Genomic DNA, 17,143 nt, shown 5'->3' with positions numbered 1-17,143 from the left:
ATGGCTAATCTCAGACTATCAGGCTTAGATCCACTCGAGCTTACGCGTGAGTCCAACTTTATGAATGTTGGAGAACGAACCAACGTAACAGGCTCGCGCAAATTCCTGCGTCTCATCAAGGAAGATAGATTCGATGAAGCGGTTGAGGTGGCTCGAGATCAAGTAGAGGGTGGAGCCCAGGTGTTGGATGTCAATATGGACGAAGGCATGATCGACGGCGCGGAAGCGATGACCAAGTTCCTCAATTTGCTTGCTGCCGAACCCGACATTGCCCGAATTCCGATTATGATTGATTCCTCGAAATGGGAAATTATTGTAGCCGGATTGAAATGCGTTCAAGGAAAGTCAATTGTCAATAGCATTAGCCTTAAAGGTGGTGAAGAAGAGTTCATTCGCCAGGCTCGTTATATCCAGCGAATGGGTGCGGCCGTGATCATTATGGCCTTTGATGAAAAAGGGCAAGCCGATACATACGAACGCAGGATAGAAATTTGCGAGCGTGCCTACCGCACCTTGGTGGATGTTGTAAACTTCAATCCTTCGGATATCATATTCGATCCCAATATCTTCCCTGTAGCTACCGGAATGGAAGAGCATCGCCGCAATGCCTTGGATTTCTTCGAAGCCACACAATGGATAAAGGAGAATCTACCAGGCGCAAAGGTGAGTGGGGGAGTTAGTAACGTCAGCTTTTCTTTCCGGGGCAACGACGCAGTGCGAGAAGCAATGCATTCCGCATTCTTGTTTCATGGCATTCGCTATGGAATGGACATGGGGATTGTAAACCCTACACAGCTCATTGTTTACGAGGAAATTGAAGAAAATCTTCGCAAACACGTTGAGGATGTGCTGTTCGACAAAGATGAAGATGCCGCCGAACGGTTATTGGAGTTTGCTCAAAGTGTAAGCGGTGAGCGGAAAAAGTCGGAGCGCGACCTCTCATGGCGAGAGGCCCCCGTTGAGAAACGAATGGAGCATGCCCTTGTCAATGGAATAGGGGAATTCATCGAAATCGATACACGTGAAGCGCTTGCCGAACTTGACTCGCCCTTGCGCGTCATTGAAGGTCCGCTTATGGACGGGATGAACGTGGTTGGCGACCTCTTCGGCTCCGGGAAAATGTTCCTGCCACAGGTTGTGAAGAGTGCACGGGTAATGAAAAAAGCGGTTGCTTGGCTTGAACCGTATCTACTTGAATCCATGAAGGCAGGTGGACAAGCGAATAAGGCAAAACCGAAGATTCTACTTGCAACGGTCAAAGGGGATGTTCATGATATCGGGAAGAACATCGTGAGCGTTGTTCTTCAATGTAATGGCTTTGAAGTGGTCGACCTCGGGGTGATGGTTCCTCCTGAAAAGATTCTCACTACAGCGCTAGAGGAAAAAGTAGATATTATCGGATTGAGCGGACTCATCACTCCATCGCTCGACGAGATGGTGTTTCTCGCAAAAGAGATGGAAGCGAGGAAGCTAGATCTCCCACTCCTCATTGGTGGAGCAACGACTTCAAGGGCGCATACCGCTGTGAAGATTGCACCAGTATATTCTGGACCTGTAATTCATGTGAACGATGCCTCGCGCAGTGTTCCAACAGCTCAGAAGCTTCTGAGCACAGAATCATCAAACTATCATGGTGCCATTCGAGAGGAGTACATCAAACTGGCCGAGCAATATTCAAAGCGACAGCAGAGTAAACCCATCCTCTCACTGGAGGAGGCCAGAGCAAATGCGTTCATTCTCGATAGAACCGGAAAGGCGTCAAGGCCAAACAAACTAGGCGTTCATTCCATTACCACGGACGTTCGCACCCTTCGTCAGTATATTGATTGGACTCCCTTCTTTCAAACGTGGGACCTTCATGGCAAGTTTCCTCGTGTATTGAAAGATGAGGTGGTAGGTGAGCAGGCGTCGGCCTTGTACGAAGATGCGACCAAAATGCTCGATCAAATGGAACGCGAGCGATGGGCTAGTCCAAGCGGCGTATTTGGCTTGTTCCCTGCGCATCGGATCGATGATGACGTTATGGTAGAGCATAATGGTGAAGCGATTCCGTTCCTTAGCCTTCGTCAACAAAATGCCAAAGCCGCAGGAGCTCCAAATTTCGCATTGGCTGACTTTATCGATACACAAGACGATTATATTGGCTGCTTTGCCGTAACCGCAGGAATCGAATTGGCCAAACGTGCTGACGATTTTGAGGCAAGGGGTGATGATTACAACAGCATCATGCTAAAGGCATTGGCAGACAGAATTGCTGAGGCCTTCGCTGAATACTTGCACGAGCGCGTACGGAAAGATTACTGGGGTTATGCGTCGGACGAAAACTTGGATAACACCGATTTGATTGCGGAGAAATACCGCGGCATTCGTCCCGCACCTGGATACCCGGCTTGTCCGGATCACCTTGAGAAGGATACTATTTTCAAGCTGTTAAAGGCAGAGGAATCGACGGGAATTACGCTTACAGAACAAAAAGCGATGTACCCTGCGGCCTCCGTTTCAGGGTATTACTTCGGCCATCGCGATGCCAAATACTTTGGATTGGGAAAAATCGGGAAAGATCAAGTGGAAGATTACGCAGCTCGTAGAGGGATTGCTGTAGAGCTGGCAGAACCTTGGTTGGGACCAACATTGAATTATTAGAGATGAGAATTAATCAACATATAGAAGAAGCTCAGAAGAAGGATAAAACCCTATTCACTTTTGAAATTCTTCCCCCGCTGAAAGGACAGACTATCCATGACATCTATGGGAACATTGATCCGTTGATGGAGTTCAAACCGCCTTTCATCAATGTGACGTATCACCGCGAACAAGTGGTGTACAAGCGACTTTCCAACGGATTGCTAGAACAGAAGGTTGTGCGTAAGCGCCCGGGGACGGTAGGAATATGTGCCGCTTTGATGAACCGCTATCAAGTTGACCCTGTACCTCATTTGTTGTGCGGTGGCTTTTCTAAGGAGGATACAGAAAATGCGCTCATCGACCTCCACTTTTTAGGGGTAGAGAACGTACTCGCCCTCAGAGGCGATGGAATGCAGGATCAAATGTACTTCGTTCCTGAGGCAGATGGCCATACCTATGCCTCCGAGTTAGTAGGCCAAATCGTGAAGATGAACAAAGGGGAGTACCTCGACGAGGAACTCGCTAATAACGCAGCTACCAACTTTAGCATCGGCGTTGCAGGCTATCCAGAAAAGCACTTTGAAGCACCGAGTTTAAACGTTGATATCAGTAACCTCAAGCGAAAGGTAGACGCAGGAGCCGACTATATTGTTACGCAGCTTTTCTTCGACAATTCCAAGTACTTCGAATTTGTCGATAAGTGTAGAAATGCAGGTATCAATGTTCCAATTATCCCAGGGTTGAAGCCAATTGCCACTAAGAAGCATTTGAGTATGCTACCACATCGATTCCATGTCGACTTGCCAGATGAGTTGGCCATGGCGGTTATGCAGGCAAAGGACAATGCAACGGTTCGACAAATTGGAGTGGAGTGGGCTACCCAGCAAGCTAAAGAGCTGAAGGCAGCTGGAATTCCAGTCATCCATTTCTATTCCATGGGCAAGAGCGACAACATTTACGCCATCGCAAAGGAGCTGTTCTAGGAGCTTGAAATGGTTGGAATTGCTATCTTCAACGCAACCAATCATTCCTATGACAGCTACAACGATGAAGTGTGTGACCTGCGGGCATACACAAGACTACGGTCCCGGCGAAACGTATTGCTCTAATTGCGGTCAAAAACAGCCCACCGGTCGCTTTAGTATACGTCACATTTTTAAAGACGCCTTTACCGTATTCCTGAACCTTGAACGCGGACTTATACCGAGTACGAAGTATCTCTTCGTGAATCCGGGCAAACTCGTTCGTGGCTATTGGCGAGGCCAAACTCGGTCCTACACCAATCCACTTCGCTTTCTATTCGTAGCCGTAACGCTGAGTACGTTGACCACCATTGGTACAGGTGTTTACGACAAGCAGATGGAGCAAATGAAGGAGATGAACGCGGGTATGTTTAGTCCGCAAGTTCGCGAGGGAATGACCGAAGAGGAAATTGCGCAACAAGCAGAAATCCAGGAAGCTACGCAACGGTACATTCGAAAATACTTGAATCTATTCTCGTTGATTATGACACCGTTTGCAGCGGCCGCTCTTTGGATATTACTTAAGGATACCGAAGTGTATTATGGTGAACATATTATTTCGGCCTGTTATTACATTGGTCTGACATCCGCTTTAGGCATACCGCTCACATTCCTTTCATTGGCCGATGTTCTTGGTCCATATGAGAATACGGCCATCTCGTTGGGATTGAGTACCGTGTATGGAATGTACATGCTCAAATCAATTTATAAGATTCCGTGGTGGAGGGCGATTATTACTACGCCTGTCTTAATGATACTCACAGCGATTCTGATGACCGTTGTACTCATCGTATTCGGATTCCTCATTGCCTTGATTTTCTAGATATGGACGTAGCCGTTGATTTGGTAGTGTTTGCCTGGCATAACGCAAGTTGGAATGTGCTGCTTGTCAAAAGGAAATACCCACCCTTCGAAGGTCGCTGGGCAATTCCTGGCGGTTTTGTAGAGAATGATGAGGATTTGTCTGATGCCGCCCTTCGAGAGCTAGAAGAGGAGACTGGTGTTCAACTTAGCGGCGTTTATCAAATTGGAGCATTTGGTCAGCCTAAAAGAGATCCTCGTAAAAGAGTAGTGAGCGTAACGTATTGCGCAGTCCTCCATAGAATAGCTTCTACTCAAGCAGGGGATGACGCCGCAGAAAGCGTTTGGCATCCAGTGAATCAACTTCCAGAGTTGGCGTTTGATCACGATGTAATTCTGAAGGTTACTACGACAAAAATGCAGGAGTATTACGCATTGAAAAAGGAGCTCCCTTCTAGCGGACCCCTTGAAGAGGAGGCCGTTGAGGCATTCAGTGCAATCGAATTGTAGGGATTGTTTAGACTTCCGCCTTCAGCGTTCTTCGTTGTAGACTTAGATAACCGGCATATCCTAAGGCTGATACCTGACTGATTAGCCCAGCAACCATTAGAATGTTGGCTCCAGCCATTTCTAGGAATCGCATACACGCACCCAGAATCAATTCACCTGTTCCCGATAAAGTAAGTAGGAGTAAGATTCTGTACGAGCGCTTCATAGGTCTAATTCTTAACGATTCTCTCAGTGTAAATGGCCTCTTCGTCCATGATAACCTCTAAGATGTAAACCCCAGAGGATAAGGTGGCTAAATCGAATTCAAGATAATGTTTTCCACTAGTAATCCTAGAATCTTCGATTAATATCATCTCCTTGCCATTGATATCGGAAATTCTAGCTAGAATGTTGCCTTCTCTTGGACTTTCGAACACCACACCAACAAACCCAGTAGTTGGATTTGGGTAAGTCATGGCTTGATTCGGTACTTCAAATGGAACAACATATTCTCGAACTAGTTCACAACCGCGATCGTCAACAATATTTACGAGCAATGTATCTCCACCGCATGCGGTTTCAGTTCCAGAGCTTGTCTGACCATTCACCGTAATCGTGTAGGGTGTAACTCCTCCGCTAGGGGTAATGTCCACCGTTTGCGAGCATCTTCGGTTACTCGGATTGTGCACCAGCGCTACCTCCAGCTTCGTGCTATCTGGCGATGTCAACTCGGCAAAGTAAGCGGTATTGCTTCGCGTGCTAGTTCCCATAAAGCCGGCTACGTATACCTTACCGGGACGGTTATACTGAGTTTGAATGCCAAAGTAATCACCCCAACGATCTCCGCCGGTTAGTCTTTGGACATAGCCCTCTCCCGCCTTGATCTGAAGTACATCTGAATAGTCGCCATCATTGGAGTAGTAAATGGCGCTCATTCCTGCGAAGTGGGTAGGAGAGGTGTGGTTGAAACCAATAATCATTTCACCGTCACATTCCTCATTACCAGTCCACGTAAGGTTCGGATACCCATAATCTCTCACCGCATCGCCGATAACATTGGCAGTAATGCTGCTTTGTGCTGATCCTGGCTGATGGATGGTGCCATGGTAAATAGCAGCGCGTTGGTTTGTGAAATTGCGTGTTGTACTGACAAATTCGATGTTGCCGTTGGGCATACGAATCGCTCCCAGAACTCGTCCATCATTGGTTTGAAGCCCATCGGTAGGGTCATTCGGATCCGTGTCTTGCTGACGCCCATTTGGCGGTACGCCGTATGGAGTATCGCTCTGACGAACACGAATGCGAAGGTCTTCGGGTTCATTTAAATCACTGTGTAGTGACAATACAAAGATGCTATCGTTTTGAATGTCGAAGTTCCGGTTCGACAGGAAGTAGGCGGTATCAATTTCACCATCATAGCCCTTTACGCAATGTAGGTTTCTGATGAATCGGTTGCCAAACTTTATGTCGTGATGAAGTCTATTCGGCATAACCGTATCACCCGCGAAACCTGCTTTTTTGTCCAATTGCCAAATAATAGAACCATCGAATCCAACTTGCCATGATACATTTGGAATGATGAGGTTACCGGTGATGTATAGGTGGTCTTCCGTAATGCTCATGGCAGGGAAATCTGTCCAACGGTTATTGTTCAAAGGATTGCCGGGAAGTATATAGGTGTACCACGGATCATTTGGGTCGTTGGTAGAGGAGAAGCAAACGGCAATCTTGCTGTTTGAGGGAAGGTTGTTCTTTAGGAAAACCAGAATGAATCTATCAGCATCCTCGTCATACATGAGCTTTGGATCGAATCCACGATCGTTTCCTGCATCTGGACCAACGTTGTCCAAATTGACATAGCTATTTACAATATGTACAGTATCGTTGGGAATGTCATAAGCCCATAGGAATGAATTCACGGCCCCGAGCATCATCCCACCATTGCTGATGGCAAGTGCATTATCGTTTGGAATTCCGGCGTAAAGTGGTCCGGTTGTGCCAATTGTGGTAAACACGCGGTACATCTCTGTACCCCAACCTAAAATGGGCTGTGGCGCGGTTCTTTTAAAATCCGGAAGGGGGTTTACATCCGTAAATCTAAGTGCAGCTTCTTTCTTGATTTCATTGAGCTGAGAGCGCCAATGCATGGCGTCTGGTGCTTCCAGCGATGTTACCCTAGCGTTGAAGCTTGGTTCGATTTCGCGGGGAGTGAAATCGTCTGTTCGCTGCACGTTGAAACTTGTACTTTGTACAGACACCTGTGCGAAGAGGGATAGTCCGATACAAGTTCCAATAAGCGTTGCGTAAAATTTTTTCATTTCGTGTGAGCCTTTAGCCAAATATAGGAAATAGGCTCGTGTGAATTTGGAAGGATGATTGAGCAGACAACGAATCTCTTATTACCTTCGTAATGACCATACCTAAAACCCCCTCCATGGCCAAGTACTTTATCGCATTCTTGTTCGCTTCATTTTTATCGAGTGCGCAGACGGATTCTATTTCGCTAACCGTCCCTTTTAGTACGGATTCAACCTCATTAACTGCTTGGAATGGCGAGCGATATGTTCCCATGTTTTTGAAAGGTATTAACCTGGGAGTGAGTGTGCCGGGTACGTTTCCTGGTGAGTTAGCGGCCACCACGCAAGACTATCAGCGTTGGTTTGAAATGATTCGAGCGGCCGGTTTCAATGTTATTCGAATTTACACGCTGCATTATCCTCGATTTTACGATGAAATTACGGCTTACAATGAGAAGCATCCAGATAAGCCATTGTACTTCATACAAGGGGTTTGGCTAGAAGAGGAAATTCCGAATTACGACCATAACCTTTACTCGTTGAACCCCAGCTTTCATGCAGAAATGATGGCTAATGTTCGCGCTGTTCACGGCGACACTTCCATTCCGCAAAGATTTGGGAAAGCGTATGGTGATTTCACAACAGATGCGAGTAGATGGTGTATGGCCTATTTGATGGGGAGGGAGATCTATCCAGAAGAAGTACTCAACGCAAACGATAGCAGACCCTCAACAACGTCATACAATGGGCGCTTTTTGAGCATACAAAACACGTTTGCAGCGGAGGTTTTCTTAACGGCGCACATGGATTCTCTCATTCAATTTGAGTTTGATGAATACCAAACCATGCGACCTATTTCGGTGAGCAGTTGGCCAACACTCGATCCCATTCCTCATCCCGAAGAAACATTTAGAAACGAGGATACCGCTCAGGTAGACTTCTCTATTGTTGATTTCTCGAATGCGCCAGCGGGATTGTATATCAGCTATCACGCCTATCCTTACTATCCCGATTTTATCAGTAAAACTGCTTCCTACCGAGCTTATTCGGATGCATACGGTCAGAACAGCTACCTCGGCTATTTGCATGATCTCAAGTCGCACTACCAGAATATGCCTCTGATTATAGCCGAGTTTGGTGTTCCTTCAAGTTGGGGAGTGGCGCATTATTCGGCTAGTGATATGAATCATGGTGGACATACTGAAAGGGAACAGGGTGAACTCGGTATGCGCATGCTCAAGAACATCTATTCAGCAAATTGCGGTGGAGGATTCTATTTTGCCTGGATTGACGAATGGTTCAAACAAACCTGGATTACGAATCCATACGAGACTACACCTTCCGCGCGAATCATGTGGCCAAACTACACCGCTGCTGAGCAAAACTTCGGGCTAATTGGTTACCTCGACACTGCCGCACAATGGGAGTTTATTGACAGTTGCGCTGCGTGTCCGATTACAACGGTTTACGCCAAGCCAACAATAGGTGACTTCGAAGTGTACCTCGAAACCAATCCAGTGTTGGCAGAAGGCGACACGCTCTACGTGGCTTTCGATACTTATGGAGATGCCGAAGGGGAAAGTGTACTTCCAAACGGCGACACGCTGAATATCAATGCCGAGTTCTTGCTCGAAGTGATAGACGGTGCAGCCAAGCTGTACGTCATGCGCTCATATGACCTCTACGGCATTTGGCATGGCATATCAGATCCAGATCAGTTGTACCGATCTGTGCCTAGTCAATCCGGTGACTGGCGTCTCGTGCGATGGAAAAACAACCAACCCGATCAGGATATTCAGTACATCGGAAACCTCGACATGACGGATAGCTTCCGCGGGCAGAGTAGTAGGGATGCCGTTATCATTGACACAAACGAAATCTTCATTCGCATTCCATGGACGCTCCTTCAAGTTTCCAATCCTACTCAGCGGATTGTAATGGATGACGATCGCAGTACCGCTGTTACGGAGTACGATACTACAGATGGTATTCACCTAGAAGTTCGCTTCGATGGAGATATCCATAACACTTCCAATCGCATTACTTGGCCAACCTATGTACGTGTCACCCAAGTAGAGGAAATCGAAAAGCGTAGCTATACTATCATGCAACAAGAAATGCCTACCATGGTAGACTTCTCGCTTGCAAGGACGGACGAGTACGATGTGAACGGACGTCTAGTGGTAGACGTTTCAGAAGGCGTTTTAGCCAATGACGAACAACTGAATGGAGGAGAAATGGAGGTTGTGCTAAAAGACGCACCGGCTCATGGTCTACTTCAACTCAGAAGCGATGGTAGCTTTGAATATCAGCCAGAGCCCGATTTTCTGGGAGCCGACATGTTTACCTACAGCGTATTCTCCTTGGGCGATATGAGCGAAAAAGTGACCGTTCACCTCAATGTGCAATCGGGCAGCGACCGCGAATTGCTGCGTGTAGGTCCGGTTCCGACAACCGACGTTCTGCACGTCTATTCAGACATTCTGGTGGATGAAGTGATTGTTTCAGACATAGACGGAAGGATAGTGATGACATATATCCCATCTAATGCCGATTTCGACTTGAATTTAGCCAACCTTGCGAATGGGGCGTATGTGCTTCAGTTTATGGTAGGAGAGGACGCATGGGTGCGGAAAATCACCGTTCAATAATCTTCAAACACCGCCATTTTCACGTTTACTAGGCTGTGATAAATGGTGTCGCCCAACCCGGCTGTAGTATTCACATTCCCGAATTGGTAAAAGGATGCCGATTTTTCAACGTCCGTGAAAAGCTCATACAACTCGAGATTTCCTTCTGAAACATCGTAGAAAAAGTAGTCGTACGTAATAGGCTCACCAAGGTAAAGCTCTTCGTAATACGCAATGTCGTTTATCAAGCTGATTGCGAAAGTGGTATCCCCCTTAAAGCCATAGTACCTCCGCATATAGTCGTGTTTTGGTGCAATTTTCCTCAAGAAACGACTCTTCTCAGGATGGTTTGAATTGTATTCGATTTCAATCTGAATTCCTGGGTCGGGTGATTCCCTATCAAGATTCAAATCGGCCATTTCGAAGTACATCGAATCTTCAGCCTCGTAGAAATACTCCGTCATGATCGTGGCGAGCTTGCCGCTACCGGGTTTGACGGAGCTGTTGATAACCATTCCCCTGGCTTTAATCCAATCAGGCTGTGGTTCGAAGTAGCCGTTCTTCCAGCCGATGTACCCTATACCAGTCAGAATGATAGCTAGAAAGATGAGCGCGAGAGATTTGGTACTCATTTACGCCTGAATAACTCCTGGGTTGTACGGTTTTTCGATCGGAGCTTGGTTAGCCGCTTCAATCCCCATGCTAATCCACTTTCTCGTGTCTAACGGGTCGATAATCGCATCTACCCACAAACGAGATGCGGCATAGTATGGAGACATTTGCTCATCATACTTCGACTTGATCTTGTCGAGAAGTTCCTTCTCTTTTTCCTCTGTAAAGTCATCGCTCATGCGCGACTTCTCGATGGATAGAAGAACCTTAGCGGCTTGATCGCCGCCCATTACGGCGAGTTTTGCATTCGGCCAGGCAACAATTAGACGTGGATCGTAGGCCTTACCATTCATGGCATAGTTACCTGCGCCAAAGCTGTTCCCAATGATTACCGTGAACTTCGGAACTACACTGTTGGCTACTGTATTCACCATCTTCGCTCCATCTTTGATAATTCCGCCGTGTTCAGAACGGCTACCTACCATGAAGCCAGTTACGTCCTGAAGGAAAACAAGCGGAATTTTCTTCTGGTTACAATTTGCCACAAAGCGAGAAGCCTTGTCGGCTGAATCGCTGTAGATTACGCCACCGAATTGCATTTCGCCCTTCTTGCTTTTTACAATTTCGCGGTTGTTAGCTACGATGCCAACGGCCCATCCATCCATACGAGCATATCCCGTAATGATGGTTTGGCCATATCCTTTCTTGTATTCTTCCCAAGAGTCAGCATCAACCAGTCTTTTGATGACTTCGATGGTCTTGTAGGGCTTACTATCGCGCGGAATCAATCCATAAATCTCTTGCTCGTCTTCGGCAGGAGCCTTCGGTTTAATTCGGTTAAATCCTGCGTCTGCCGGCGTTCCCATTTTATCCATGATGTTGCGAATGGATTTCAATGCTTCCTTGTCATTCGGCATTTTGTAATCCGTCACACCACTGATCTCAGTATGGGTAGTCGCTCCACCGAGCGTCTCATTGTCGATATCCTCACCAATAGCAGCTTTAACCAAATAGCTTCCGGCTAAGAATATGCTACCTGTTTTATCCACAATCATGGCTTCATCGCTCATGATTGGCAAGTAGGCTCCACCCGCAACGCAAGAGCCCATGATAGCGGCAATTTGTGTTATGCCCATGGAACTCATCACCGCATTATTGCGGAAAATACGTCCAAAGTTTTCTTTATCAGGGAAGATTTCATCCTGCATTGGAAGGAATACACCGGCGCTGTCGACCAAGTAAACAATAGGAATTCTATTCTCCATCGCAATCTCTTGAGCGCGGAGATTCTTCTTACCGGTAATAGGAAACCAGGCTCCGGCTTTTACAGTAGCGTCATTCGCTACAACGATGGTCATTCTGCCCTTCACGTAGCCTAGTACTACAACTACGCCACCACTCGGACAGCCCCCGTATTCCTCGTACATGCCTTCGCCAGCAAAAGCACCAATCTCAATCTGTGGACGATCCTCGTCGAGGAGGTGAGATACGCGCTCGCGAGCCGTGAGTTTTCCCTGAGCGTGTTGTTTTGCAATTCGCTTTTCTCCGCCGCCTTTCGCTACTTTCTTCCAACGTGAATACATGTCGGAAACTAAGAGCTTAAGCGTGTCTTCGTTTTTGTTGAATTCCAAGTCCACAGTTTCTTCTTTTGTTAGGTTTTGCTTCGTCTACTTACACTTTTCGATAGTCCAGGTAGACGCGAGTTCGTAAAGACCAGTCTCAAGGTTTACGTTACTCATCAACATCGTGAAGACGTTCTTGTTCTCCTCAGGAGAAACATAGATGAGCTCAGGGTAGTTGTCGCCGTTCAAATCGCCAAACCAGTACATATCAGGCATACCACATTCACCCATGGAAGGGAACAGCGGGGTAATATCTTGAACGATTTCGTCACGAGGGCCTTGAGTATTGATCTTAAGGGTATAATCTTCAATGACAGGGCACGCACCAACTTCAATCACTTTTCCAGTGGCAGAAACGAATACGTTAGCTGCGCTAGGCTGGTTGTAGTAGGCGTAGGTTTGGAGTTGCTGTCCAGGGTACAGTTTAGAAGGAGCAATGTAGAATCGATCGGGCGCGAGCTGGTAGGGTCTCGTAGTGTCCAATCTTCGGTTAATGCCAAACAAGAAGTGTGAAACTTCTTCCGAGCTGTTGCGAATGTCAAATTCCATTCCGCCACTGCCGAGTCTGCTTCTGCTCACCAGAATTTCCAAGTTCACTCGCTTAATTCTGTAGTTGCCCATTTGTTCGTTAGGCAAAACGGCGTACCAATTCATGCTTGGGTCCAGAGCGCCAATGTCTCCGCAGTAGTTGTAAGCCTCGGTTACCATTTGCATTTTGATAGGCGGCGGACCTTGTTCTTTTGGCTTTTCTGCAGGAGTGGTTCTTGTAGGAGTAGTGACTGCCACAGTGGGAGCAGCTACTCGCTTTCCACCTGGCATTCCTGCATCAATCCAGGCAATAACTGAATCTTGACTTCCCTTAGTGGGGAGCTTGTGGAGGAAACCAATGAGGCTATCCATGCGCAGATCGTGCTTTCTCAGCGCCGTGGCCAATCCTCTAATTTGTCCTTGATCTAAGCGGCCACCAGAGGGCATTTCGTCTCGCTCGGTTCTTTCCCAAACAAAAGGGGGAACTTGAGGTACGGTGTCAGGCTTCGGCACAACAGCTAGTGCACTATCTGAGATTGTACTGTCCGGAGTTGAAACAAGGGCGGTGGAATCTACTTTTGGGGTGCTAGGTGTGTCCACACGGGTAAGGAATCCGTCAAACATGTAACCTTCATTGCCTTTGTAGTTCACCCTTCGCCAATGTCCATCTATCTCTTCGAATGTGGCTGCACCAAAGGTTTCATCACAGGCTGTAACCACGCTGTCGTGCATGACGTAGGTTACCACAGGCGTGCCCGCTTGAGGCTGTGAGCGCATCTTCATTCCCGATTCTGCAGCAATGATGTAGGTGCGAGTGTATTCACAATCGACCTGCGCAACTGAAAGCACAGAAATTGAAAGAAAGAGAAGTGTAAGTAGCTGTTTCATTGGTGCGCTAAGTTAACAATCATCAAGTGTTAGTGGAAGGGAGATGAGGTCATTCTTGAGAGAATGGAAAAAGCTTCGCTTGTCGCTGTAGAATGTCATAGGCCAAAGGACCTTCATTCATGAGTAAATCAAGCGTGCTCAAATTCGATTGAAACCCATGTTTGTGCGAAAACACTTGTCGATATTCTACTCCATCGACTGCCTTTGAAGGCTTGATGGACATCAGCTCCAAAGGTTGTTCTGATGAGTCAGCCGGCGCATCACAACGCAATTGTCCACACATCCAATTCATCGCTTCTTCAATTCGATCAAGTAGGAAATCATGTTCCTTCAAAATGATACGCGACAACTCGTCTTCAATTGCTTCAAAAAAAGAAGCATTCCGATACGCAGTTTGAAGGGCGCGCCACTCTTTCTCGGTCCAATTGTTTCGACGTTCAAGCTTGATATTGCTCAAACTCGATTTGTCCGATGAGTGATCTATGGGAGCGGAGAGGTCCATTGTTCCGTTGGGACCATAGATTCGGTACCTATTACGCCATGAACCTTTTTGAAATGCGGCAGCCGTATTCCAACTCGCCTTTTCGGAAATCAACCATGCCATGTACGACGTAGGAGGGAAGAGGGCGGGATAGAATACGGCTGGCTTCATGGGTTAGGCCTGAGCCTTCTTCTTGCGACGGTAACGTCCAATGAGGGTCCAGAGAACCACGATTATACCAAATGGAAGCAAGTACGAGAATCTCTCACCCGAACCATTCACAGTGGTGAAGACGCGCTCATTTCTGATTTTCTTAGCACCCGGAGCGTATTTATCGTAACTCATCCAAATAAACACTGGCTTACCTACCAAATGAGTTTCAGGTACGAATCCCCAAAAGCGGCTGTCGAGTGAATTGTGACGGTTGTCTCCCATCATCCAGAAATAGTCTTGTTTGAAGGTGTAAGTAGAGGCCTCTTCACCGTTCAGCACGTACTTACCATCAATCTGTTCGAGGGTGTTGCCCTCGTGAACTGTAATAGCCTTGTAGTAAAAGTCGAGATTCTTCTCATTGAGCTCAATCGTAGCTCCCTCTTGAGGAATCCAAACAGATCCGTAGTTATCAATGGTCCATTTATACTGAATCGGTTCATGGATGTTATTGTTCATAAACATCTGACGTGCAGATGCTTCCATGATTCGGCTTTCATCAGGATTGAAGGACGAAGGATTTCCGTATTCAAGAATCACAGGTTCCATCTGCTTTGCAAAACCAGATTCGCGCATGGCTTGAGCGTTCTCTTCTGTCATTGTGAACCTCCATTTGCTCGCCTGTGCCGATTGTTGAACGGTACCTAGTCCAGGTTGAATATCACTTGGGTCAACCTCAAATTTTTCACGTAGGTATTCAAGTCCGTTTTCATTCAAAATGAAACCCTGGTCAAGCTGCACATAATAGCTAATCTGGCGCTTGGCTCGGTCTGGCAGCTGATTTTCAACCCCATTAATGAATAGAACGCCGTCCACAATTTTGATGGAATCTCCCGGAGTGCCTACGCATCGCTTTACGTAGTTCATCTTTTTGTCGATTGGATCGTGATCTGAATCGGCCGGATAGTTGAAAACTACGGGGTCGTTCAATTGTACCTCAGTGAACTTTGGCAAACGAACGTATGGGAGTTGAACGAGATCCGAATACGATTTCCCTCCAATCAACGGCAATTCGTTGTGAAGTAGTGGAACGGTGAATGGCGTGATAGGAAGTCGAACCCCGTAGTGCATCTTGCTCACAAAGAGGAAGTCACCTGTGTAGAGAGACTCTTCCATAGAGCCAGTCGGGATCGTATACGATTCGAAAGTTGTAGATCGGATGAGGGTAGCAGCGACCACCGCAAAGAGGATGGCGTTGACCGTAGTACCGAGGTTTTTCTTAATCCAAGAATCGTCACGCTGACCATAGTTTAGCGGCTGGGTATAGTTCAAATACCCGAGGTAGAGACCTAGAGTGACAACAGAAAGAATCGCAAATGTGATTTTTCTGAAGTTGAACATGTGTAATAGCTCATACGTAAGAATGATGGCCATTACGTTGTCTACCACAGGAACATAGTAGATGAAAATCCACCATTTTGGACGCTCCGTGATTTGAAGAAGCACATAGGTGTTGTAGAAAGGAACAAAGGCTTCCCAGGCTTGTCGACCTGCGGCAGTGTAGAATTTCCATGTGATTAGGCCGCGGTAAAGGGCGAGCCCAACGAAGAAGTACAAATACATCATAACGGTGTATGCGTAGAGGGGTTAGTTCAGTCCAAGTACGTTATTCATCGTTTGAATTCCCGGGTTTTCAAAAAGGAATTCGGCAGCTATAACGGCGCCAAGGGCAAATCCATTGCGATTGTGTGCCGTGTGTTTTATTTCAATGTCATCAATCTCCGATGAATAGTTGATGACATGCGTTCCAGGTGTAGGGTCAACTCGCTCCGCTCGGATTGGAAGTTCACCTTTTTCAGCATCCTCATTTTTCTCAACGAGTTTCCAAGAGCTGAGCGAATCGCTATTGTCAATTAAGTCTTCAGCTAAGGTAATCGCCGTACCACTAGGAGCATCGAGCTTTTGTGTGTGATGTACCTCAAGCATCGATGCGCGATAGTCATGCGGGTTCATCAAGTTCGCCAGATGCTTATTTAGAGCGAAGAACAAGTTCACACCTAACGAGAAGTTGGATGCGTAAAGGAAGCTTCCGTTCACCTCTTTGCAAAGCGCTTCTACTTCGGGTTTCTTTTCGAGCCAGCCCGTAGTCCCAGAAACAACCGGTACTCCAGCCTTTAAACAAGCAGTGATGTTTTCAAAGGCCACGCTTGGAAGTGAGAAATCAATGGCGACGTCAATGTCGTCTAGGTCAGATGCGACAAATCCTTCACGTCCAACCTTTAATGGTACAGAATGACCTCGTTCGGTGGCCATTTTCTCGATGATCTTACCCATCTTTCCGTATCCCAGAATCGCGATGTTCATGGCTAAAATCTAATACTTACTGATGCTCCATAAATCAACCCATTAAACCGCGGGTCTGCCGCTAAGGTAGGTTCCCAGTTCAAAGAGATGTCATCGGTTACATCAAAATTATACAGGTGAGCATCTACATTGGCGTCAAGAATCTGCAGTCCGTAAATCGCCACCGTAAATATGATGCTCAAATCTCGGTATCTCCGATAGGAATTTTGAATCGTGAAGAGCTGATTATCAGAATAGATACCTTCGTAAATGTCCGTTTGGGTGCTGTCCAGGCGTTGATCGATAATCTCCGACCAAATGTTTAGCTGACGGTTGTTCTCATAGATGTAATACCCGCTGACAGCAAATCCTGTGTAAATGATTGGCACCTTCCACCATCTACCGTTGTACACCTGGCCAGCTCCGGGCAAAGCGACGCTGAGCCATGTAGCTGTGGCAGGGGAGTGGCCAGTATCTCTTGAAACATATTCTGAGGTGTCCTTCAGCGACTCGTCATCGCCTAGTCGAAATAAATCTTGACTCGCTTCCATGCTGGGGAACTCCTTCACAGTGTCTTGCTCAACAGTAACCTGAGCGTGGCCCTGAAATGACAACAGCAGCACTAGGGCCGCTGTTAGCATGAAAATATGATTGG

The 17,143-nt window shown here is 46.9% G+C and carries 14 protein-coding genes; 5 read left to right on the top strand and 9 right to left on the bottom strand.

Features of this window, described 5'->3' with window-relative positions:
* The 4 genes from metH to F8C67_RS02430 are packed head-to-tail and all read left to right on the top strand — an operon-like array spanning position 1 to position 4,958.
* The gene (gene metH / locus F8C67_RS02445; protein WP_151666200.1) at positions 1-2,643 is read left to right on the top strand and encodes a methionine synthase; all 2,643 of its coding nucleotides are present in this window, start codon (positions 1-3) and stop codon (positions 2,641-2,643) included.
* Between the two features lie 2 nt (positions 2,644-2,645).
* A complete protein-coding gene (metF, locus tag F8C67_RS02440; RefSeq protein WP_151666199.1) occupies positions 2,646-3,608 on the top strand; it encodes a methylenetetrahydrofolate reductase [NAD(P)H] in 963 nt (320 codons plus the stop codon).
* 49 nt (positions 3,609-3,657) lie between these two features.
* Positions 3,658-4,470, top strand: coding sequence for a DUF3667 domain-containing protein (locus F8C67_RS02435; RefSeq protein WP_151666198.1), 813 nt, complete (start codon positions 3,658-3,660; stop codon positions 4,468-4,470).
* A gap of 2 nt (positions 4,471-4,472) precedes the next feature.
* On the top strand, positions 4,473-4,958 hold the full coding sequence (locus F8C67_RS02430) for an NUDIX domain-containing protein (protein WP_151666197.1): 486 nt from the start codon (positions 4,473-4,475) through the stop codon (positions 4,956-4,958).
* A 7-nt stretch (positions 4,959-4,965) separates the two neighbouring features.
* Here the strand turns inward: F8C67_RS02430 and F8C67_RS02425 are convergent, their stop codons facing one another.
* Positions 4,966-5,163 (bottom strand): hypothetical protein, encoded by a 198-nt coding sequence (locus F8C67_RS02425; RefSeq protein ID WP_151666196.1) that lies wholly within the window; start codon positions 5,161-5,163, stop codon positions 4,966-4,968.
* A gap of 4 nt (positions 5,164-5,167) precedes the next feature.
* Positions 5,168-7,255: a T9SS type A sorting domain-containing protein gene (locus F8C67_RS02420; protein ID WP_151666195.1), complete on the bottom strand. Its 2,088-nt coding sequence runs from the start codon at positions 7,253-7,255 to the stop codon at positions 5,168-5,170.
* Between the two features lie 116 nt (positions 7,256-7,371).
* Between F8C67_RS02420 and F8C67_RS02415 the strand changes: the two genes are divergently transcribed.
* On the top strand, positions 7,372-9,885 hold the full coding sequence (locus F8C67_RS02415; RefSeq protein WP_170266326.1) for an Ig-like domain-containing protein: 2,514 nt from the start codon (positions 7,372-7,374) through the stop codon (positions 9,883-9,885).
* Here F8C67_RS02415 and F8C67_RS02410 read toward each other — a convergent pair.
* The 7 genes from F8C67_RS02410 to F8C67_RS02380 are packed head-to-tail and all read right to left on the bottom strand — an operon-like array spanning position 9,879 to position 17,129.
* Complete coding sequence (locus tag F8C67_RS02410; RefSeq protein ID WP_151666193.1) at positions 9,879-10,496, bottom strand: hypothetical protein; 618 nt, start codon at positions 10,494-10,496, stop codon at positions 9,879-9,881. The genes F8C67_RS02415 and F8C67_RS02410 overlap by 7 nt on opposite strands.
* The gene (locus tag F8C67_RS02405; protein WP_151666192.1) at positions 10,497-12,113 is read right to left on the bottom strand and encodes an acyl-CoA carboxylase subunit beta; all 1,617 of its coding nucleotides are present in this window, start codon (positions 12,111-12,113) and stop codon (positions 10,497-10,499) included.
* A gap of 30 nt (positions 12,114-12,143) precedes the next feature.
* Positions 12,144-13,514 carry an SH3 domain-containing protein gene (locus F8C67_RS02400; RefSeq protein WP_151666191.1) on the bottom strand — a complete coding sequence of 457 codons (1,371 nt, stop codon included), beginning with the start codon at positions 13,512-13,514 and terminating at the stop codon, positions 12,144-12,146.
* 49 nt (positions 13,515-13,563) lie between these two features.
* Complete coding sequence (locus F8C67_RS02395) at positions 13,564-14,166, bottom strand: WbqC family protein (protein ID WP_151666190.1); 603 nt, start codon at positions 14,164-14,166, stop codon at positions 13,564-13,566.
* Between the two features lie 3 nt (positions 14,167-14,169).
* A complete protein-coding gene (gene lepB / locus F8C67_RS02390) occupies positions 14,170-15,768 on the bottom strand; it encodes a signal peptidase I (RefSeq protein WP_170266325.1) in 1,599 nt (532 codons plus the stop codon).
* 24 nt (positions 15,769-15,792) lie between these two features.
* Positions 15,793-16,509, bottom strand: coding sequence for a 4-hydroxy-tetrahydrodipicolinate reductase (gene dapB / locus F8C67_RS02385; RefSeq protein WP_151666188.1), 717 nt, complete (start codon positions 16,507-16,509; stop codon positions 15,793-15,795).
* A gap of 2 nt (positions 16,510-16,511) precedes the next feature.
* Positions 16,512-17,129, bottom strand: a complete 618-nt coding sequence (locus F8C67_RS02380; RefSeq protein ID WP_151666187.1) for a DUF5683 domain-containing protein — start codon at positions 17,127-17,129, stop codon at positions 16,512-16,514.
* Between the last annotated feature and the right edge of the window lie 14 nt (positions 17,130-17,143).

The sequence above is a fragment of the Phaeocystidibacter luteus genome, from assembly GCF_008933115.1.
Lineage (GTDB): Bacteria > Bacteroidota > Bacteroidia > Flavobacteriales > Schleiferiaceae > Phaeocystidibacter > Phaeocystidibacter luteus.
This window is presented reverse-complemented; position numbering and strand designations above follow the sequence as displayed.

Excerpts from the sequence above, each read along its gene's own strand:
- metH (WP_151666200.1), top strand. The coding sequence starts at position 1 with ATGGCTAATCTCAGACTATCAGGCTTAGATCCACTCGAGCTTACGCGT.
- metF (WP_151666199.1), top strand. The coding sequence starts at position 2,646 with ATGAGAATTAATCAACATATAGAAGAAGCTCAGAAGAAGGATAAAACC.
- F8C67_RS02435 (WP_151666198.1), top strand. The coding sequence starts at position 3,658 with ATGACAGCTACAACGATGAAGTGTGTGACCTGCGGGCATACACAAGAC.
- F8C67_RS02430 (WP_151666197.1), top strand. The coding sequence starts at position 4,473 with ATGGACGTAGCCGTTGATTTGGTAGTGTTTGCCTGGCATAACGCAAGT.
- F8C67_RS02425 (WP_151666196.1), bottom strand. The coding sequence starts at position 5,163 with ATGAAGCGCTCGTACAGAATCTTACTCCTACTTACTTTATCGGGAACA.
- F8C67_RS02420 (WP_151666195.1), bottom strand. The coding sequence starts at position 7,255 with ATGAAAAAATTTTACGCAACGCTTATTGGAACTTGTATCGGACTATCC.
- F8C67_RS02415 (WP_170266326.1), top strand. The coding sequence starts at position 7,372 with ATGGCCAAGTACTTTATCGCATTCTTGTTCGCTTCATTTTTATCGAGT.
- F8C67_RS02410 (WP_151666193.1), bottom strand. The coding sequence starts at position 10,496 with ATGAGTACCAAATCTCTCGCGCTCATCTTTCTAGCTATCATTCTGACT.
- F8C67_RS02400 (WP_151666191.1), bottom strand. The coding sequence starts at position 13,514 with ATGAAACAGCTACTTACACTTCTCTTTCTTTCAATTTCTGTGCTTTCA.
- F8C67_RS02395 (WP_151666190.1), bottom strand. The coding sequence starts at position 14,166 with ATGAAGCCAGCCGTATTCTATCCCGCCCTCTTCCCTCCTACGTCGTAC.
- lepB (WP_170266325.1), bottom strand. The coding sequence starts at position 15,768 with ATGTATTTGTACTTCTTCGTTGGGCTCGCCCTTTACCGCGGCCTAATC.
- dapB (WP_151666188.1), bottom strand. The coding sequence starts at position 16,509 with ATGAACATCGCGATTCTGGGATACGGAAAGATGGGTAAGATCATCGAG.
- F8C67_RS02380 (WP_151666187.1), bottom strand. The coding sequence starts at position 17,129 with ATGCTAACAGCGGCCCTAGTGCTGCTGTTGTCATTTCAGGGCCACGCT.